Origin of the sequence: Actinoplanes sp. NPDC049118 (assembly GCF_040648555.1) — a bacterium.
Classification (GTDB): domain Bacteria; phylum Actinomycetota; class Actinomycetes; order Mycobacteriales; family Micromonosporaceae; genus Actinoplanes.
Map to the genome: position 1 here is coordinate 82,639 of NZ_JBEZDY010000004.1, position 18,996 is coordinate 101,634.

The window sequence follows — 18,996 nt, forward strand, 5'->3', positions numbered from 1 at the left end:
TTTCCTGAACCGGTCAGGGAGAGCAGAATCGGGCGCGTGACCCCCGAACAGGCAGCCGCCAACGCCAAGCCGGGACTCGCCAACCTCGTCGGGGCGTTCGCCGAGTCTCCGCAGACACTGCGCCGCGCGCGGTTGATGGGGTTGTCCGGGTGGGCCTACCACGTGTCGGCGCGCGCGGGTGCGCTCGGCGACGTGCGCCCGGAGACGGTCGCCGCGGCGATCGGCTTCATCGCGCCCGACGCCGTGACCGACGGCTGGGAGGCCGCGGCCAAGACGACCCCGCCGGTCGAGGTGGCCACCTGGCATCTGCACGAGCTGTGCCGGTGGGGCGTTGCCGAGCTGGGCGGCTTCCCCCGGCTGAACCGGCTGCTGGACCTGTCGAAGCGGGTCGTGTCCGCCGTGGACGCCGCCGGGCTGCCGCTGTTCGCCGCGTGGCGCGCGATGCCGGTGCCCGAGACCGCGCCCGGCGCGCAGGCCGCGGTCATGCTGCACCTGCTGCACGAGCACCGGCTCGGCGTCCACGTGGTGGCGGTCCGGGCCAGCGGGCTCACCCCGTTGCAGGCGATCATCGCGGGCCCGGACGGCGAGACGGACGCGGTGGCTTTCGGCTGGCAGCCGCCCTACCCGTCGCCGGGGCCGATAGTGCGCCGTCTCATGTGGGCCGAGTCCGTGGCGGACTCGCTGGCGGGGCAGGCGTACGGCCAGCTCGACCGGGCCGAGCGGATCGAGCTCTGCGGGCTGCTGGAGTCGCTGTCGCACCGGCTCAGCCGCTGATTTCGGTTGGCGGGGACGTCGTCATGTGCTCAGATGCCGGTGTGACCGGACTGCCCGCGGGCTGGCGCACCCGCCGCCCAACGCTGCAAGACGCGCCCGAGCTCCTGCGGCTCGTGCACGCGAGCGACATCGCCGCCGTCGGCGAGCCCGACTTCACGGCCGAGGAGGTGCGGGAGGCGCTCACCGCGCCGCGCACCGACCCGGCCCGGGACTGCCTCGTGGCCCTCGACGCCGCCGGCGAGATCGTGGGCTGGGCCTACCCCGGCAACGCCACCGGCGGCGACCGTGAGTTCATCGAGGTCTACGCGTGGCCGCAGCGCGGTGAGCCGGCCCTGCGGTGGCTGCTGGCCCTGCTGCTCGACCGGGTGGTGGAGCGCGGCCGGGAGTTCGGCCACGAGGACTACACGGTCCGGGCGGGCGCGATCCCCACCGAGAAGGAGTGGATCGCGGCGCTGACCGAGGCCGGGTTCGCCTTCATCAAGCAGCACGCGCGCATGACGATGTCGCTGGCGGGCGTGCCGGTCACGGCGCCCGAGCCGCCACCCGGAGTCACGGTCCGGCCGCTGCGCCACGACGACGAGGCCGAGCTGCGCCGGTTCCACGCCACCATCGAGGAGGCGTTCCGCGACAGCGACCACCGGGCGGCGGACTACGAGACCTGGTGGCGCCGGTGCGCGGCCGAGTCGAGCATCGCCTGGGACGAGTGGTTCGTCGGGGAGGTCGACGGCGAGTGGGCCGGGGTGCTCCAGTCGTCCGACAGCGGTGCCGAGGACGATGCCGGATGGGTGCGGTCGCTGGCGGTGCTCCGGCCGTACCGCCGGCGGGGTGTCGGCGAGGCGCTGCTGCGCCGGGCCTTCGCCGTCTATGCGGCCAAGGGCCGGGCGACGGCCGGCCTCGGTGTCGACCTGGCGAACCCGACGCGGGCCGCCCGGCTCTACCGCGCGGTCGGCATGCGCCCGCTGTACGAGGCGAACATCTACCAGCGGACGGTTCAGACCTCGGGCGACGACGTCCGGGTCGGGCGCCCCCGCAGCTCGGCGACGTAGTCGTCGGGCGCGCCGGCCTTCTCGGCCGCGTTCGCGATCTCGGACAGGTACCAGGCCGTCGGCATGCCGCCCTCGTAGCCGTCGAAGACGTAGACCCAGGCGCTGAACTCGCCCTCGAGCGTGGATACACGCACGGTGAGCTTCTGATAGGCACCCGCGGTCACGCCCTCGACCTCGTCGAGCTGCGCGGCGTCCCACGGGTGCACGTCGTAGAGCGAGACGAAGACCCGGTCGCCGGGAGACTCCACGATCGTGGTGACCGCGCCCTCCCAGCCCATGTCGCCCTCGCCGGCAAAGGTCAGGCGCCAGCCCTCCACCCACCCGACACCGACCATGGGCGAGTGCGGGCAGTAGGCCCGCATGCGGGCCGGATCGAGGTTTGAGCCGTACGCGGCGTAGTGACCCACGGCGATGACGATAGCCCGGACGGCCGGTAGTGGAGAATACGAGGTGTGCGTGTCGGCACATCAGAGGCACGAAAGCGACAAAACTTAGCAATGGAGGTCGGAGTATCGTGAGCCGGATCGTGATCATCGGCGGTGGGCCGGGCGGGTACGAGGCGGCGCTGGTCGCCGCACAACTCGACGCGGACGTCACCCTCGTCGAGGCCGACGGGGCCGGCGGCGCGTGTGTGCTCTCCGACTGCGTCCCCTCGAAGACCTTCATCGCCAGCTCGGAGGTGGTGACCGGCTACCGGCACAACGAGCGCTTCGGTATCCGGTCGGCGGGCCTGTCGGGCGTGACGGTCGACGCGAAGGCCGTCAACGACCGCGTCAAGCAGCTCGCGCTGGCCCAGTCCGGCGACATCCAGGCCAAGCTGATCAAGGCGGGCGTGGACGTCGTCACGGGCCGTGCGCGGCTCGGGGAGGACACGCTCGGTCACACCCACCAGGTCCTGATCACTCCCGTGGGTCGCGCGGCGTACGCCGTGGACGCCGCGACGGTGCTGATCGCGACCGGCGCGACCCCCCGGGTCCTGCCCACCGCCGTGCCCGACGGCGAGCGGATCCTCGACTGGCGGCAGGTCTACGACCTGGACGAGCTGCCCTCGCACCTGGTGGTGATCGGCTCGGGTGTCACCGGCGCCGAGTTCGCCAGCGCCTACCTGGCCATGGGGATCCGGGTCACGCTGGTGTCGAGCCGCGAGCGGGTCATGCCGCACGAGGACGCCGACGCCGCGATGGCCATCGAACGGGTCTTCCGCGAGCGCGGCATGACGATTCTCAACCAGTCCCGCGCGGACTCGGTCGTCAACACCGGCGACGGGGTGCTGATCACGCTCGCGGACGGCCGCACGGTCGAGGGCTCGCACGCCCTGATGGCCGTCGGCGCGGTGCCCAACACGGCCGACCTGGGCCTGCGCGAATATGGCGTCGACGTGGCGAACGGCGGCTACGTGACCGTCGACCGGGTGTCGCGCACCAACGTGCCGGGCATCTACGCGGCCGGCGACTGCACCGGCGTGCTGCCGCTGGCCAGCGTCGCCGCCATGCAGGGCCGGATCGCGATCTGGCACGCGATGGGCGAGGCCGTCGCGCCGCTGCGGCTGCGTACGGTCTCCGCGAACGTCTTCACCGACCCCGAGCTGGCCACCGTCGGCGTCTCGCAGAACGACGTCGACGCCGGCAAGGTGCCCGCCCGCCAGGTGATGCTGCCGCTGACCGGCAACGCCCGGGCGAAGATGGCCGGGCTGCACGACGGCTTCGTCAAGCTCTTCTGCCGCCCGGCGACGGGCCAGATCGTCGGCGGGGTGGTCGTCGCGCCGAAGGCGAGCGAGCTGATCCTGCCGATCACGATGGCGATCGAGAACAACCTGACGGTCGACCAGCTGGCACACACGATCACCATCTACCCGTCGCTGTCCGGCTCGATCGCCGAGGCGGCCCGGCAGCTGATGCTGCACGAGGTCCAGTAGCGGCCCGGCACGCCGCGGGTCCCGGATCCGTCCGGGCCCGCGGTGCCCCGGGCATGACTCAGCGGACCCGGGCCGGCTGGTCGTCGGGGTACTCGTCGTCGCTCGCGTCGGTGTCGGAACCGTCGGCGTCGCGCTGGGCGTCGGCCTCCTTGCGCCCGCCGTACAGCGCCAGGACCCAGCCCGCGGTGCCGAAGATGACCGCGGCCGTGGCGGCGATGGCGAACAGCCGCCACGCCGACTGGGTCACCGCGGTGCCGCCGACGTGCCCGACCAGGCCGCCGTAGGTGGCCCAGCCCAGCGCCGCGCCGCCGTCGTAGAGCACGAAGAGCTTGATCGGATAGCCGCTGCGCCCGGCGTGGTAACCGGCCGCCATCCGCCCACCCGGCACGAAGCGGCAGAGCAGGAGCACGAGCGGGCCGGGCCGGCGCAGGCCGCGGGTGAACCGCTCGGCAGCGCGCCTGGTCTTCGAATCCGTCTTCTCGAGCTGATCGTTGCGGGGCGCGAAGCGCTGCCGCAGGGCGCTCAGGCGCCCGCTGAACCAGTGGCCGCCCGCCTGGCCCGCCGTCCGGCCCAGCACGAAGGCGATGGAGTCGCCGGTGAACATGCCCAGCGCGCCGACCGCGATGACCAGCGGCAGGCTCAGGTTGCCGTATACGGTGAGCGCACCGGACGTGATCATGATGGCCTGGATCGGCACGACCGGGACCATCGCATCGACCACGAGGAACCCGAAAAGCGCAAGGTAGGCCCACGCCGGTGTTGCCATCACGGTCAACAATTCGGTCATCGGTCTGCCACCTCGCGGCTCTCACGCACACGGCATTGTCCGTGGGCGCCCCTGAGAATGAGCTGAGTACAGGATGCGCTCTGATCAGGCCTGGCTAACGGTGATGCCCGACACGGTACGTCCTGCGCCGTCCCGCCGTTGCCCGTACCGCGGGCTCCGGCGATCCCTGACCGTGTAGACCTGGATCGGGCGCTTCTGATGGGGGCCGCGCACGCGTACGGTGGGGGCAGTCCCCGATACGCCGGGTCCCCCGTTCTCGGTGTCTCGGGCGAGCGGCGCCCGCCCGGCCTCGTGCCGGGTGTGTCGCGCCAGGGCCGTCGGTAGGTCCCGTACCGGCGGCCCGCCTCATGCCGGCGCCGCGACCGGCCCGCCATACCGTGAATTGGCCGTGACCGGTGTTACCCACGCGCAACGAGTCGCCCGTAGGGTCAGGCCATGGCGGATCTTTTCGAGGAGTACCGCCTCGGCCCCGGCTGGGACGAGATGTTCGGCGAGCTCGGCATGCCTCGGGAGAGCTACGAGGCCCTGCACGCCACGCTGCAGCCGCTGTCGAGTGCTGAGCTGGGCGTTCGGGCCGAGGTGCTGGCCCGGGCGTTCCTGGATCAGGGCATCACGTTCGCGCTCAAGGGCGTCGAGCGGCCCTTCCCGCTGGACATCGTGCCCCGGATCATCGCCGCCGCCGAGTGGCGCAAGGTCGAGCTCGGGGTCGCGCAGCGGATCCGCGCCCTCGAAGCCTTCCTCGCCGACGTGTACGGCGCCGGCCAGGTCCTCGCGGACGGCGTGGTACCCCGGCGGATCATCGCCACCAGCGCACACTTCCTGCGCGCCGCGGCGGGCATCAACCCGCCGAACGGCGTCCGCATCCACGTCGCCGGCGTCGACCTGATCCGCGACGAGCAGGGCACGTTCCGGGTGCTCGAGGACAACGTGCGCATCCCGTCCGGGGTCAGCTACGTCATGGAGAACCGCCGGGCGATGGCACAGGTGCTGCCGGAGGTCTTCGCCGCCACCAAGATCCGGCCGGTCGAGGCCTATCCCGCGATGCTCCTGCGCGCGCTGCGGGCCGCCGCACCCGTCGGCGTCGGCAACCCGACCGTCGTGGTGCTCAGCCCCGGCGTCTACAACTCCGCGTACTTCGAGCACGCGCTGATCGCCCGCGAGATGGGCGTCGAGCTGGTCGAGGGCCGCGACCTGGTCTGCGTCGGCAACCACGTGGCGATGCGGACGACCGCCGGCGAGCAGCGCGTCGACGTCATCTACCGGCGCATCGACGACGACTTCCTCGACCCGGTGCACTTCCGGGCCGACTCGGTGATCGGCGTGGCCGGGCTGCTCAACGCGGCCCGGGCGGGCCGGGTCACCATCGCCAACGCGGTCGGCAACGGCGTCGCCGACGACAAGCTCCTCTACACGTACGTGCCGGACCTCATCCGGTACTACCTCGACGAGGAGCCGCTGCTGCCCAACGTGGACACCTACCGGCTGGACGAGCCCGGCGTGCTCGACCACGTGCTGCCCCGCATCGGCGAGCTGGTACTAAAGCCGGTCGACGGCGCCGGCGGCGCGGGCATCGTGATCGGCTCGCAGGCCACCGAGGCGGAGCTCGCGGCGGTGACCGCGAATATCGTCGCCGATCCGCGCGGCTGGATCGCCCAGCGCGAGGTGAAGCTCTCCATGGTGCCGACGCTGATCGGCAACCGGCTGCGCGGGCGCCACGTCGACCTGCGGCCGTTCGCGGTCAACGACGGCGACAAGATCTGGGTGCTGCCCGGCGGCCTGACCCGGGTCGCGCTGCCGGAGGGCGCCCTGGTCGTGAACTCCAGCCAGGGCGGCGGCTCCAAGGACACCTGGGTGCTCGCCGACGCCGACGACATGTCGCCCTTCGAGGTGCCGCACCTGCCCGCCGACCCGGCACCGCTGCCGGCGGCCGGCAGCCCCGACCCGGGCCCGGGCGCCGGCATGGGCGAGTCACAGCAGCAGCAGCAACAGCAGCAGCAGCAACAGGGAGGGCCGCGATGCTGAGCCGGATCGCCGAGTCGCTCTACTGGATCGGCCGGTACGTCGAGCGGGCCGAGGACACCGCGCGCATCCTCGACGTGCACCTGCAGCGCATCCTGGCCGACCCGTGGACGAGCGAGGATCAGGCCTGCCGCTCGCTGCTCGCGGTCATGGGCATGCCGATCGAGGACCAGCCGTTCACCTCCGCCCGGGTGGTCGGCCTGCTCGGTCTCGACGAGCGCAGCCCGAGTTCGGTGGTCGGCGCGCTGGCGGCGGCCCGGGAGAACGCCCGCGGCGCCCGTGAGACGGTCTCGTCGGAGATGTGGGAGTGCCTCAACTCGACCTGGCACGGGCTGCCCAACGCCCGGCGCCGGGTCGAGCAGCAGGGGGTGCACTCGTTCTTCCGCTGGGTGCGGGAGCGGTGCGCGGTGATGGCGGGGCTGACCGATGCCACCATGAGCCGCGACGAGGGCTGGCTGTTCCTGGTGCTGGGCCGCAGCGTCGAGCGGGTGGACATGACGGCCCGGCTGCTGCGTACGCACGAACGGGCCGGCGGGAGCATTCCCTCGTGGCTGACGCTGCTGCGGTCCAGCGGGGCCTGGGAGACGTTCCTGCGGACGTACCGTGGCTCCCTGGACGATCGCCATGCGGCGGAGTTCCTGCTGCTGGACCGGCTCTTCCCGCGCTCGGTCTTCGCGGCGCTCTCCACGGCCGAGGCCTGCCTCACCGACCTGGAGCCGGACCCGGGCCGCGCGGGCGTGGCGACGGACGCGCAGCGGATCGTCGGCCGGGCGCGCACCAACCTGGAGTTCCGCGGCGCAGACGAGCTGATCGACGATCTGGCGCCGGTGCTGGCCAGCCTGGAGAAGACCTGCTCCCAGGTGAACGAGGCCGTGTCCCGGCGCTACTTCCGGCAGACGACGGCGGTCAACTGGGTGCGGGGAGCCGTGGTGGCATGAGCGACCGCACCGAGCGAAGCGAGGGCCGCGAGCGCATGCCGAGGGTGGGCTCAGCATGAGCGATCGTGGTAGCCCGCTGGTGGACAGCTGGCGGCTGAAGATTCAGCACAAGAGCGGGTTCGACTACGCCGGGCCGGTTTCGTCGTCCTACAACGAGGCCCGGATGTGGCCGCGCAACGAGAGCCACCAGGCGGTGCTGGACGCGCGCGTGGAGGTGTGGCCGCCGGCGCGCACGTACCGCTACGAGGACTACTGGGGCACGGTCGTCACGGCCTTCGACGTACACGCGAAGCACGAGGCCCTCACGGTGACGGCGACGTCCACGGTGGAGACCCTGCCACCGGGCGACCTGATCGAGCAGGGCGAGGGCGCGGCCTGGGACGAGCTCGCGATGCCCGAGAACGTGGACCGCTGGTACGAGCTCCTGCTCGCGACCAAGCGGACGGTCCTGGACTCCGAGCTGACCGGCATCGCGGCGGACATCCGGGACGCGCACGCGACGCCGCACGCCGCGGCGCTGGCCGTGTGCGAGTTCGTCCGCGGTGAGGTCACCTACCAGCCGGGTGCGACCGGCGTGCAGAGCGACGCGCTGCACGCGTGGGAGCAGCGCAAGGGCGTCTGCCAGGACATCAGCCACCTGACCGTGGGCCTGCTGCGGGAGATGGGGCTGCCGGCCCGGTACGTCTCGGGCTACCTGCACCCGTCCCCGACGGCGGCGATCGGCGACAGCGTCGTGGGTCAGAGCCATGCGTGGGTCGAGTGGTGGGTGGGCCGCTGGACGGCCTTCGACGCGACCAACGGCGTGCCGGTCGGCGAGCGGCACGTCGTGGTCGGCCGGGGCCGCGAGTACGGCGACGTGCCGCCGCTGAAGGGCGTCTACGCGGGCCCGCAGAGCACGGGTCAGGGCGTCGAGGTGACGATCACCCGGCTCCGCTGACGCCGGGGACGCATCAGGCGAGGGCGATCGGCAGCGCCACCGTCGATGTAGAGGACCTGTTCGGCGGTGCGCAGGGGTAGCGGCGACGCTATCTTGTCAATGGCAAGATATGCTGGCGGCATGGCGAAGGAGCGGTACCACCACGGCGACCTGCGCCGGGCCCTGCTCGACGCGGCGGCGGCGGCGATCGCCGAGAGCGGGCCGGCGGCACTGAGCCTGCGCGACCTGGCCCGCCGGGCCGGCGTCTCGCACGCGGCGCCGACACACCACTTCGGCGACAAGCCGGGCCTGCTCACGGCGCTCGCGACGGAGGGCTTCACGCAGCTCGCGGCGGCGCTGGCCGAGACCCGGGCGACGACGGGAAGCTTCCTGGAACTCGGCGTGGCCTACGTCCGGTACGCGACGACGCACCGGGCGCACTTCGAGGTGATGTGGCGCCCGGACCTCTATCACGGCGACGACGCGGCGCTGGCCGCCGCGCGGGAGCAGGCCGGCGACGCCCTCTACGCGGGGGTCGCGGACCTGCCGGACGGCCACGCCGGCGCGGGCGGTGAGTCGGTGCGGGAGGCCGGGCTGGCCGCGTGGTCGCTGGCGCACGGCTTCGCGACGCTGTGGCTCAGCGGCTCGCTACCGCAGACCTCCGAGACGCCGGACGAGGCGGCCCGCGCCGTCCTGCGCCAACTGACCGACCGGACCGACCGGACCTAGCCGCTCAGGCGATCTCGCAGATCACCGCGCCGGCGGTGACGGTGGCGCCCACCTCAACCGACAGGCCGGAGACCGTGCCCGCCCGGTGTGCCTGCAGGGGCTGCTCCATCTTCATCGCCTCGACGACGACGATCACGTCGCCCTCCGCGACCAGGTCACCGTCCTGCACCGCGACCTTGACGATCGTTCCCTGCATGGGTGCGGCCAGTGCGGCCGCTCCGCCACCCGCCGCCTGCTTCACGGACCCCGAACGGCGGGCCTGGGGGCGGGCTGGGTTGACTGTGCGCGTACCGGAAATGAGGTTTGCCGGGAGGCGCACCTCCAGGCGCTTGCCGCCGACCTCGACCACGACGGTCTCGCGTTCCGGCTCGTCGGCGGCGGGCGCCGCGGCCGCCGCGAACGGCTCGACGCCGCCCTGCCACTCGGTCTCGATCCAGCGGGTGTGGACGGTGAAGTCGACGAACGCCGGGTCGCGCACGACGAGGCGGTGGAACGGCAGGACCGTCGCCATGCCCTCGATGACCGTCTCGTCCAGGACGCGGCGTGCGCGCTCGAGGGCCTCGGTGCGGTCGGCGCCGGTCACGATGATCTTTGCCAGCAGCGAGTCGAAGTTGCCGCCGATCACGCTGCCCGCCTCGACGCCGGTGTCCACCCGCACGCCCGGGCCGGTCGGCCAGCTCAGGGCCGTGACCTGCCCCGGTGCCGGCAGGAAGCCGCGGCCCGCGTCCTCGCCGTTGATCCGGAACTCGAACGAGTGGCCGCGCGGCGCCGGGTCCTCGGTGAGCGGGAGCGCGCCGCCGTCGGCGATGCGGAACTGCTCGCGGACCAGGTCGACGCCCGCGGTCTCCTCGCTGACCGGGTGCTCCACCTGGAGCCGCGTGTTGACCTCGAGGAAGGAGATGGTGCCGTCCTGGCCGACGAGGTACTCGACCGTGCCGGCGCCGTGGTAGCCCGCCTCGCGGCAGATCGCCTTGGCGCTGGAGTGGATGCGGGCGCGCTGGTCGTCGCTGAGGAAAGGCGCCGGCGCCTCCTCGACGAGCTTCTGGTGGCGGCGCTGCAGGGAGCAGTCGCGGGTGCCGACGACGATCACGTTGCCGTGCGTGTCCGCCAGGACCTGCGCCTCGACGTGCCGGGGGCGATCCAGGTAGCGCTCGACGAAGCACTCGCCGCGGCCGAACGCCGCGACCGCCTCGCGCGTCGCCGACTCGAACAGCGCGGGGATCTCGCCGAGCGTACGGGCGACCTTGAGGCCGCGGCCGCCGCCGCCGAACGCCGCCTTGATCGCGACGGGCAGGCCGTGCTCGACCGCGAACGCGACGATCTCGTCGGCGTTCTTGACCGGCTCGGCCGTGCCCGGAACCAGCGGGGCGCCCGCGCGCTGCGCGATGTGCCGGGCGGTGACCTTGTCGCCCAGGTCGCGGATCGCGGCCGGCGTCGGGCCGATCCAGGTCAGACCCGCGTCCAGTACGGCCTGAGCGAAGTCGGCGTTCTCCGACAGGAAGCCGTAGCCGGGGTGAACGGCGTCGGCGCCACTGCGAGCGGCGACGTCCAGGAGCTTGTCGACGCGCAGATAGGTCTCCGCCGCGGTCTCGCCCCCCAGCGCGAAGGCCTCGTCGGCGAGCCGGGCGGGCAGCCCGTCGCGATCGGCGTCCGCGTAGACGGCCACGCTGGCCAGGCCCGCGTCCTTGCAGGCTCGGATGACTCGAACGGCGATCTCGCCGCGATTGGCGATCAATACCTTGCGCACGGGGTGAGCCTATCGTCAGGTACCGGCAAGTTTCTCAGTCAAGTTTGCCTATTACGCTGTGAGATATGTCGGCGACTCGCATGATGATCCTCGGTCTGGTCCAGTGGATGCAGCCCGTGCACGGCTACGACGTGCGCCGCGAGCTGCTCAGCTGGAGCGCCGACAAATGGGCCAACGTCCAGCCCGGCTCGATCTACCACGCCCTGCGCAAGCTGGCCGACGAGGAGCTGCTGCGCGAGGTAGCCACGGAGCAGGTGGGCTCGCGGCCGGCCCGGACGACGTACGAGATCACCGAGAAGGGTGCCGCGGAGTTCACGTCGCTGCTGCGCGGCAACTGGTGGTCGATCGCGACGCCGCCGGATCCGTTCATGGCCGCGTTCTCGTTCCTGCCGGCCATGCCGCGCACAGAGGCCGCCGCGGCGCTGCGGAACAGGGCGACGCAGCTGGGTGCCGGGAACGAGCAGCTCCGGGCCGCAATCAGCGCCGACTGGGCGCGCGACAAGCCGCCGTTCGTGACGTGGATGTGGGAGCTGTCCATGGAGCGATCGGAGGCGGAGATCCGCTGGTGTGGGCGGATTGCGGAGCTGATCGAGTCGGGCGAGTCGTATCTGCCGGCGAACTCCGGTGCGAAGGGCCCGCCGCCGACTGAATAATCAAGTTTGACTAGTCGAATAGATCGTCCTACGCTGCCCCACGACCGGTGGCGGGCATTCGCCCGCCCGGGGGACTGGGGAGCACCATGATCGAAACGCGAGGGCTGCGGAAGTCCTTCACGTCCCGTCAGGGTCGGGAGAAGAAGATCGTCGAGGCCGTCCGCGGCGTCGACCTGTCGGTGGACGAGGGCGAGATCTTCGGCTTCCTCGGCCCGAACGGCGCCGGCAAGACCACCACGCTGCGCATGCTCGCCACGCTCGTCGAGCCGGACGGCGGCGAGGCCGTCATCGCCGGCGCCGACCTGCGCAAGGACCCCGGCGAGGTCCGGCGCCGGATCGGCTACGTGGCGCAGGGCGGCAGCACCTGGGACGACTCGACGGCCCGCGAGGAACTGGTGCTGCAGGCCCGCCTCTACGGCATCTCGAAGCCCGACGCCCTCGCCCGGTCCGCGCGCGTCCTCGACGGCTTCCAGCTCAGCGAGTACGCGGACCGCAGATGCAAGACGTACTCCGGCGGCCAGCGCCGCCGGGTCGACATCGCGCTCGGCATCATCCACGAGCCGAAGGTGGTCTTCCTCGACGAGCCGACCACCGGCCTCGACCCGCAGAGCCGGGCACACATGTGGGACGAGGTGCGCCGCCTGCGCGCCGAGGGCATGACCGTGTTCATCACCACGCACTACCTGGACGAGGCGGACGCGCTCTGCGACCGGATCTCCATCATGGACAACGGCGAGATCGTCGCCTCGGGCACGCCGGCCGCCCTCAAACGCGAGATCTCGGGCGACGTCGTGACCGTCGGGGTGCCCTCCCCGTCGCGGGCCGCCGAGGCCCTGGGCTCGGCCGACTTCGTCAACAAGCTCGAGACCCACGAAGACAGCGTGCGGCTCTACGTCGACGAGGGCGCGACCGCGATCCCGCTGATCCTGCGCGCGCTGGACGGCGCGTCCGTGCCGCTCGGCTCGATCGAGCTGCACCGGCCCAGCCTCGACGACGTGTTCCTGACCAAGACCGGCCGATCCCTGCGGGAGAGCTGAGCCATGAAGCTGCTGCGTGACACCTCACTGATCTTCCAGCGGCAGATGCAACTCCTGCTGCGAAACCCGGTCTGGATCCTGGTCGGCGTCTTCCAGCCGGTGATGTACCTGCTGCTGTTCGCCCCGCTGCTGAAGCCGGCGCTGGGCGTGCGGTCCGACGCCGAGGCGTACGAGATCTTCGTGCCCGGCCTGCTGGTCCTGCTGGCCATCTTCGGCGGTCTGTTCCAGGGCTTCGGCCTGATCGCCGAGCTGCGGGCCGGCGTGATCGAGCGCTCCCGGGTCACCCCGGTCAGCCGGTTCGCGCTGCTGCTGGGCCGGTCCCTGCGCGACACCGTGTCGCTGCTGGCGCAGGCGGTCATCATCACGCTGCTCGCGCTCCTCTTCGACCTGCGCGTGTTCATCGGCTACCTGCTGCTGGCGTACCTGATGCTGGCCCTGATCTCGCTGATGACCTCGGCGCTGTCCTACGGCGTGGCGCTCGCGGTGAAGAGCGAGGACGCGCTGGCGCCGCTGATGAACACGGTCGCCCAGCCCATCCTCCTGCTGTCCGGCATCCTGCTGCCGCTGACCTTCGCACCCGGCTGGCTACAGGGCATCGCCGACTGGAACCCGTTCTCCTGGGCGGTGAGCGGCGTGCGGGCACTGTTCATCGGCGACCTGGGCGCGCCGGAGGTGTGGCAGGGCCTGGCCATCATGGCCGTGCTCGCCGTGCTCGCCCTGACCTGGGCGGCGCGGCTGTTCGCCCGCAGCGTGCGCTGACCGCTACCTGCGCACGGCCATCGTCAAACCGTCGGCGATGGGAAGGATGACCAGTTCGACGCGGGCGTCGTCGCGGGCCAGGTCGTTGAAGGCGGCGATGGCCCGGCCGTTCTCGTCCCGCGGATCGACGACCTCCCCGGACCACAGGACGTTGTCGATCAGGAGGACCCCGCCGGGCCGCACCCGGGGAACAAGCTCGTTCCAGTACGCCGGATAGCCGCCCTTGTCGGCGTCGACGAAGACCAGATCGAGGTGCGGCCCGTCGGGAAGCTCCCGAAGGCGCTCGGCCGCGGGCCCGATCCGCAGCTCGATCCGGTCGTCGACGCCGGCACGCTTCCAGTACCGGCGGGCAATCCCGGTGAACTCCTCGGAAATGTCGAAGCACGTCAGCCGGCCGCCGTCGGCCAGCCCCCGCGCGATGGAGAGCGAGGACAGCCCGGTGAAGGTTCCGACCTCGACCGCATTCCGTACGCCGATGAGCCCCGTCAACAGGCGCAGGAACGCGGCCTGCTCGGGCGCGACCTGCATGACGGCGTCATCGGGCAGGACGGCCCGGGTCTCGGCGATGAGATCGGCGGTGATCTCATCGGGCTGGGTGCTGTGGCTCAGCAGGTACCGGTGCAGGTCCGCGGTGAGCGAGAGCCCCTTGTAGGTCATGCGTCCTCTTTCCGCTCTGCACGCCAGAGCTGTGGAACCGTCACGCCGAACGTCATGAGCAGGCGGCGGAGCAGCGGAAGGGAGAGGCCGATGACGTTGCCGGCGTCCCCCTCGATCCGCTCGACGAAGGCGCCACCCTTGCCGTCGATGGTGAACGCGCCGGCGACGTGCAGGGGCTCGCCGGAGGCGACGTAGGCCTCGATCTCGGAGTCCGTGAGATCGGCGAAGTGCACGACGGTGGCGCCGACGTCCTCGGCCTGCTTGCCGGTGATGAGATCGGTCAGATGGTGGCCGGTGTGCAGCACGCCGGAGCGGCCACGCATGGCACGCCACCGCTTGACGGCCTCGGCGGGGGTGTGCGGCTTCCCGAGGATCTCCCCGTCGAAGGCCAGCACCGAATCGCAGCCGAGAACGAGCACCCCGGGATCGGCGGGAAGCGTGGCGGCGACGGCCCGCGCCTTCAATCGGGCCAGGGAAAGGCAGAGGTCGAAGGCGTCGGTGGCCTCAACTGTGGACTCGTCCACGCCGCTGACCAGGACCTCGACGTCAATGCCGGCGGCGCGGAGGAGCGCCCGGCGGGCGGGGCTCGCGGAGGCGAGGACCAGGCGCGGGGGGTTGTCGATCTGCACGAAGACCAACGCTACAAGTCCGGCAGCCACCGGTGCCGGGTCGGTACCCGCGTTTCGCGAGCGGCTTACGGGGCGGAGCCCGATCTGCGGCGGGACAGGAGGAAGGCGAGAAGGCTACCGAGAAGGACCACAATCGCGGTACCGCCGACGATGAGCGGGGTGTTGCTGCTCGCCGCCTCGCTCTGCGGGGATGCGGCGGGGGTGGCCGACCGGGCCGGGGGCGTTGTGGGTGGCGGGGCGGTGCCCCCGATAGCCCCCGAACCAGCACCACTCAAGGCGGCAACAATGTCGATAACGCCATGACCATAATCGTCGTCAACGCCAGGCGCGCCTTTGTCAACAGCGGTGGCCTCGAGTCGCTCGACCACCTCGGTGGCGCTCATGTCGGGATACTTGCTACGGATGAGTGCAGCCGCACCAGAGGCAATCGCTGCCGCATGGGAGGTGCCTTCGCCGACGTCATAGCCGCCTTTGTTATTGGTGCTCGTGATGTCTTCCCCTGGCGCCATCAGATCGAGTGCACTTCCTGATACGGAAAAGTCTGCCTTATTGCCTTTCCGATCAACTGCGCCTACCGCTACCACAGTGTCGAGGAACGCCGGAGCGGAGATGCCGGCGCTTTCAGATTTGTTGCCTGCAGCGGCCACCACCACGACATCAGCTTCTGCAGCCTGCTTGATTGCCGCGAGATCGTCCGGATCGATTCCGCCAGCCATAGAAATGTTGATGACCTTGGCGCCATGTGAGGTAGCGAATCTTATTGCGGGGCCGAAGTCGAGTGGCGTTAGGCCTTTGCGGAGGATACGGATCGGCAGGATTTTTGCATCGGGTGCGATCCCCAGTGCCCCGTCGCCGCCTTTACCGTGAGCGGCGATGAGGCCAGCCATGCTTGTCCCGTGGCCAGTGAGGTCGGTGTGACCATCACCATTTTCCTTAAAGAGATCGGCGCCGTTCAGGACAGTGCCCGACAGGTCGGGATGGGCCGAGACCCCGGAGTCGATTACCGCAACCGTGACGCCTCTTCCGGTGCTGATCCGTTGAGCATCAGAGACTTTTAGATATGACAAATGCCATTGACTGTTTCGGGTGCTATCCGCCAGAGCTGGGGTGCCGTAAATGGCGGCGCTAGCTCCAGCCAACGCCGTCGCAAATGCGGCGATAAATCGACGAGTCATCTCGAATAGCCGATTGCGGGTCCAGGGTCGATAGGCCCTTGTTCGTCGTGCGGAAGGACGACCGGGTCGACGCCTTGTTCGGTTGCCCACGGGTTGTCTGGATCCCAGCGGTTCTGGTCGCCCTCAGTCTGGCGCCCACTTCGTCCGCGGCCCTGGTTCCCGGCCATTGGACCGTTCTGAGTGTGCAGGCCGTGGATCGGCGAGCTGCCCACGCGCCCTGCTCCACCCCTGGGGGCCGTGGGGGCGCCCCCCTGCTGTCCGATGACGCCTCCCACAGGATTGACCCGTGCAGGCCCACCGAGTTGATTCCGCGGAGCGCCGTTCGGCATCTGGCCGATCATTCCGCTGCCTGGATTGGCGCCGATCACGCCGCCAGACGGCATTGCCATGCGGCCGATGGGACCCCCAGTCATGCCCGGCTTGAGGAGGCCGTTTTCTGGCAGCTTCGTCCCATTCGGTAGCAAGCCCACCGACGGCATGAGGCCGGGCGCGCCGGGCGGTCCGATGATTCCTGGACCTGGTCCGGGCGGCGTAGGCGCTGGTCCAGGCACCGGAAGCCCGGTACTCGGTGGGTTGATCACCGGTGATCCGATCCCACCCAAGACTGGACCGCTGCCGATGGCGCCGAGGTTGTTAGGACTCGTCCCGGGAGGTGATACCGGAGCGGTATGAGGTGGTGCTACGGGGACGGATGCCGACCCTGACGAGCTGCTGCCGGGGGGAGGAATTACCGGTGGGACAGCGAAACCATCTGTGCTTCCGCTATTACGGTTACCCTCGTCATCATTGCCCGACGAGTCCCCATTAGGGCGATACGGGATCGGCTTCTTAAGCTGCGCCTGACCACTGATCAGGGTGCTGCTCAGGTCGTACATGATGGCGCGGGCCTTGTTGTTGAGCTCCTCCTGTCGCGACGCGGACACCGGAGGCACACCTGGGGCAGGCGTCGGCACAGGGTCCTTCACCTTCGCCGCCTGGTCTTGCTTCGCCTGCCAGTCGAGGTTGAGCTGCTGGTTCGCCTCGTACTCGTCGAAGATCGGCTTCAGCTTGTGCCGGGCCAGGCTCAGGGTGAGCGTCACCGTCGAGAAGGTCGTGTAGTTCGCCGATGCGGCGTCGTGCGTCGCCTGCAGGTCCGCCAGCAGTTTGTCGAGCCGCTCGATGTAGGCCGCCGCGGCTGGGCTCTTCGAGGGCGGCCAGACGCTCGCGAGGTTGTCGCGGTACATCTGGACCTGTCCGCGGTGGGTGAGGGTCAGGTCGGCTGTCTTGCGCCAGCCCTCGACGACGTCGTAATGCGGGGCGGTGTCCTGGTTGGAGATCGTCGACCACATGAAGCGGACGTCTTTCGACATCCAGTCCGTGCCGCCGTAGCCGCCACCACCGTCAGCGATCAGCATTAGCTGTCCACCCTCGTCCCGCTCTCGTCGAACTTCGTCCCGCTCTCGTCGAGGGGATCGTTCGCGGCGACGAAACCGTCCGTCACGTCCTTCACCTTCGCCTGGGCGTACGCGTCGGTGGTGCCGTACTCCTCGCTGATCGACTTGGCCACCGTGGCGAACTGGTGGGTGCCGTCGCGGAAATTGAACGTATTCGAGAAGGTTTGCAGCTGCACATCGTAGTGGCGCTCGAGGAAGCTGCCCAGTTCGGGAAAGTTGGCGCTGCCGGCGGGCAGTTCGGTGAGCATCGCTGTGGTGACCTGCTGCAGATGGGGCTCGTAGCCGGTGGCGACCTCTTTGGCCAGGGTCGCGGCGAACTCCTCCATCGCCTGGATGTCGGTCTCGATCGAGCCGAAGTCATCGATCCATGACGGCGGCTCTCTGTCTACAGGCATCGCTCTGGCCCTCCCCCGAGAGTGCGAAATCTCCAGCGAGAGTAGTCCGTCACGGCTTGCCTCTGCAGCCCCTACTCAGGGCGATGGACGCTCGCAACCGGCGATGCCTAGCAGGGGAGCGCCGACCCTCTCCAGGACGTCCGGCCTGCGGCTGGGCGGGCGCTTCTGGTCCAGGCGGACATCGTCGGGCTGCCCGAATGTGAATCCGGGCCGGAGGGCAGGCCGGCCACGACGCAGACCAGCGCCGCGAGTTCCTCTGGGGTCGGCTCGCCCCGGACGACTTTGACCAGCGCTTCCTCATCCATTGATCAAGGGTACGACGGTTCGGGTGGTTCTCGGTGACACGCATCCCACACTCGGCTGATCGATTCGCTGCGGCTCGACATGACCGGGTATTTTCTGCGTGATGTCTACTTCCCCCCCGCTTGTTGTCGCTGACCGCTACCGGCTCGTTGCGCCGCTCGGTCAGGGCGGGATGGGTCGTGTCTGGCGGGCGACCGACGTCGTCCTGCACCGCGAGGTCGCCATCAAGGAGCTGGTACCGCCGCCCGGGCTTACGCCCGACGAGCGGCGGGAGATGCGTGAGCGCTCGCTGCGTGAGGCCCGCGCCATCGCCCGGCTCAACAACATCAACGTGGTCCGCGTCTTCGACGTGCTGCGCACCGACGCCGATCCGTGGATCGTCATGGAGTACGTGCCGTCCCGCTCTCTGCAGGACATTCTGGCCGCCGATGGACCCTTCGCCCCGGTCCGGGCCGCCGAGATCGGGCTGGGCGTGCTCAACGCCCTGCGTGCCGCGCACCGCGCCGGAGTCGTGCACCGGGACGTGAAACCGGGCAATGTGCTCATCGGCGAGGACGGCCGGGTCGTGCTGACCGACTTCGGGCTCGCCACGGTGCCGGGCGACCCCAACGTGACGCGCACCGGCCTCGTGCTGGGTTCCCCGGCCTACATCGCTCCCGAGCGGGCCCGTGACGGCTCTGCCGGGCCCGGCGCCGACCTGTGGTCGCTCGGCGCGACGCTCTACGCGGCCGTCGAGGGCGCGTCGCCGTTCGCACGGCCGTCCGCGATCGCCACGCTGGCCGCGCTCGCCACCGAGAACCCGCCGACGGCCCGCAACGCCGGTCCGCTCAAGCCGGTGCTCAACGGCCTGCTGCGCAAGGATCCCGCGCACCGCATCAACGCGGAGGAGGCCGAGCGGCTGCTGCTGCGCGCCACCGGGCGCCGGTCGAAGCTGAGTTTCCCGATGAGCCCGACGATGCGCCGCCCGGGTGCGGGCCGCGAGCGTCCGTCGGCCGGCCTCGCCCCGCCGGTCGTGCCCGGTGTTTCGGCGTCCGCGCCCGTCGTGCCGGGACCGCGCCCGCCGGCCAGCCCCGTCACGGGCAGC

At 70.7% G+C, this 18,996-nt stretch carries 19 protein-coding genes and 1 pseudogene; 11 read left to right on the forward strand and 9 right to left on the reverse strand.

All coding sequences use genetic code 11. The annotated features are described in order from the left end of the window. Window positions 1-36: 36 nt before the first annotated feature. Both AB0B58_RS07190 and AB0B58_RS07195 read left to right on the forward strand, forming a co-directional pair. A complete protein-coding gene (locus AB0B58_RS07190) occupies window positions 37-774 on the forward strand; it encodes an SCO6745 family protein (protein WP_360218950.1) in 738 nt (245 codons plus the stop codon). 41 nt (window positions 775-815) lie between these two features. Beyond that, window positions 816-1,820, forward strand: a complete 1,005-nt coding sequence (locus AB0B58_RS07195; RefSeq protein WP_360218953.1) for a GNAT family N-acetyltransferase — start codon at window positions 816-818, stop codon at window positions 1,818-1,820. Here the strand turns inward: AB0B58_RS07195 and AB0B58_RS07200 are convergent. Then, complete coding sequence (locus AB0B58_RS07200) at window positions 1,766-2,227, reverse strand: gamma-glutamylcyclotransferase (protein ID WP_184989096.1); 462 nt, start codon at window positions 2,225-2,227, stop codon at window positions 1,766-1,768. The genes AB0B58_RS07195 and AB0B58_RS07200 overlap by 55 nt on opposite strands. A 107-nt stretch (window positions 2,228-2,334) precedes the next feature. On the opposite strand from AB0B58_RS07200, the gene AB0B58_RS07205 reads away from it, so the two are divergent. Then, window positions 2,335-3,735, forward strand: coding sequence for an NAD(P)H-quinone dehydrogenase (locus tag AB0B58_RS07205; protein WP_360218957.1), 1,401 nt, complete (start codon window positions 2,335-2,337; stop codon window positions 3,733-3,735). A 58-nt stretch (window positions 3,736-3,793) separates the two neighbouring features. Here the strand turns inward: AB0B58_RS07205 and AB0B58_RS07210 are convergent, their stop codons facing one another. Next, complete coding sequence (locus tag AB0B58_RS07210; protein ID WP_360218960.1) at window positions 3,794-4,522, reverse strand: DedA family protein; 729 nt, start codon at window positions 4,520-4,522, stop codon at window positions 3,794-3,796. Window positions 4,523-4,957: 435 nt separating this feature from the next. Between AB0B58_RS07210 and AB0B58_RS07215 the strand changes: the two genes are divergently transcribed. From AB0B58_RS07215 to AB0B58_RS07230, 4 genes are all read left to right on the forward strand, one after another. Further along, on the forward strand, window positions 4,958-6,544 hold the full coding sequence (locus tag AB0B58_RS07215) for a circularly permuted type 2 ATP-grasp protein (protein WP_360218963.1): 1,587 nt from the start codon (window positions 4,958-4,960) through the stop codon (window positions 6,542-6,544). Continuing rightward, the gene (locus AB0B58_RS07220; RefSeq protein ID WP_360218966.1) at window positions 6,538-7,479 is read left to right on the forward strand and encodes an alpha-E domain-containing protein; all 942 of its coding nucleotides are present in this window, start codon (window positions 6,538-6,540) and stop codon (window positions 7,477-7,479) included. The genes AB0B58_RS07215 and AB0B58_RS07220 overlap by 7 nt, the downstream gene beginning before the upstream one ends. Window positions 7,480-7,534: 55 nt before the next feature. Then, window positions 7,535-8,416, forward strand: coding sequence for a transglutaminase family protein (locus AB0B58_RS07225; RefSeq protein ID WP_360218969.1), 882 nt, complete (start codon window positions 7,535-7,537; stop codon window positions 8,414-8,416). Window positions 8,417-8,536: 120 nt separating this feature from the next. Then, window positions 8,537-9,124, forward strand: a complete 588-nt coding sequence (locus tag AB0B58_RS07230; protein ID WP_360218972.1) for a TetR/AcrR family transcriptional regulator — start codon at window positions 8,537-8,539, stop codon at window positions 9,122-9,124. 4 nt (window positions 9,125-9,128) lie between these two features. On the opposite strand, the gene AB0B58_RS07235 is transcribed toward AB0B58_RS07230, so the two are convergent. Further along, window positions 9,129-10,871, reverse strand: coding sequence for a biotin carboxylase N-terminal domain-containing protein (locus AB0B58_RS07235; protein WP_360218975.1), 1,743 nt, complete (start codon window positions 10,869-10,871; stop codon window positions 9,129-9,131). 65 nt (window positions 10,872-10,936) lie between these two features. Here AB0B58_RS07235 and AB0B58_RS07240 point away from each other — a divergent pair, with 65 nt between their 5' ends. The 3 genes from AB0B58_RS07240 (at window position 10,937) to AB0B58_RS07250 (ending at window position 13,320) form a co-directional block, all read left to right on the forward strand. Further along, window positions 10,937-11,524 (forward strand): PadR family transcriptional regulator, encoded by a 588-nt coding sequence (locus AB0B58_RS07240; protein WP_360218978.1) that lies wholly within the window; start codon window positions 10,937-10,939, stop codon window positions 11,522-11,524. Window positions 11,525-11,610: 86 nt separating this feature from the next. Further along, on the forward strand, window positions 11,611-12,561 hold the full coding sequence (locus tag AB0B58_RS07245; protein ID WP_360218981.1) for an ATP-binding cassette domain-containing protein: 951 nt from the start codon (window positions 11,611-11,613) through the stop codon (window positions 12,559-12,561). Window positions 12,562-12,564: 3 nt separating this feature from the next. Beyond that, window positions 12,565-13,320 carry an ABC transporter permease gene (locus AB0B58_RS07250; RefSeq protein ID WP_360218984.1) on the forward strand — a complete coding sequence of 252 codons (756 nt, stop codon included), beginning with the start codon at window positions 12,565-12,567 and terminating at the stop codon, window positions 13,318-13,320. A 3-nt stretch (window positions 13,321-13,323) separates the two neighbouring features. Here AB0B58_RS07250 and AB0B58_RS07255 read toward each other — a convergent pair whose 3' ends face one another. The 6 genes from AB0B58_RS07255 to AB0B58_RS07280 form a co-directional block, all read right to left on the reverse strand. Then, window positions 13,324-13,977, reverse strand: a complete 654-nt coding sequence (locus AB0B58_RS07255) for an O-methyltransferase (RefSeq protein ID WP_360218987.1) — start codon at window positions 13,975-13,977, stop codon at window positions 13,324-13,326. Continuing rightward, a complete protein-coding gene (locus AB0B58_RS07260; protein ID WP_360218990.1) occupies window positions 13,974-14,606 on the reverse strand; it encodes a nucleoside triphosphate pyrophosphatase in 633 nt (210 codons plus the stop codon). Before AB0B58_RS07260 ends, AB0B58_RS07255 begins: the two co-directional genes overlap by 4 nt. Window positions 14,607-14,671: 65 nt before the next feature. Further along, window positions 14,672-15,781, reverse strand: coding sequence for a type VII secretion-associated serine protease mycosin (mycP, locus tag AB0B58_RS07265; RefSeq protein WP_360218993.1), 1,110 nt, complete (start codon window positions 15,779-15,781; stop codon window positions 14,672-14,674). Further along, window positions 15,778-17,175, reverse strand: a complete 1,398-nt coding sequence (locus AB0B58_RS07270) for a hypothetical protein (RefSeq protein ID WP_360218996.1) — start codon at window positions 17,173-17,175, stop codon at window positions 15,778-15,780. The genes mycP and AB0B58_RS07270 overlap by 4 nt, the downstream gene beginning before the upstream one ends. Beyond that, window positions 17,175-17,609 carry a hypothetical protein gene (locus tag AB0B58_RS07275; RefSeq protein WP_360218999.1) on the reverse strand — a complete coding sequence of 145 codons (435 nt, stop codon included), beginning with the start codon at window positions 17,607-17,609 and terminating at the stop codon, window positions 17,175-17,177. Before AB0B58_RS07275 ends, AB0B58_RS07270 begins: the two co-directional genes overlap by 1 nt. A gap of 107 nt (window positions 17,610-17,716) precedes the next feature. Further along, window positions 17,717-17,914 (reverse strand): acyl-CoA carboxylase subunit epsilon, encoded by a 198-nt coding sequence (locus AB0B58_RS07280; RefSeq protein WP_360219002.1) that lies wholly within the window; start codon window positions 17,912-17,914, stop codon window positions 17,717-17,719. A gap of 101 nt (window positions 17,915-18,015) precedes the next feature. On the opposite strand from AB0B58_RS07280, the pseudogene AB0B58_RS07285 reads away from it, so the two are divergent. Further along, window positions 18,016-18,882 (forward strand): annotated as a pseudogene (locus AB0B58_RS07285) (serine/threonine-protein kinase); the annotation flags it as partial. Window positions 18,883-18,996: the final 114 nt, after the last annotated feature.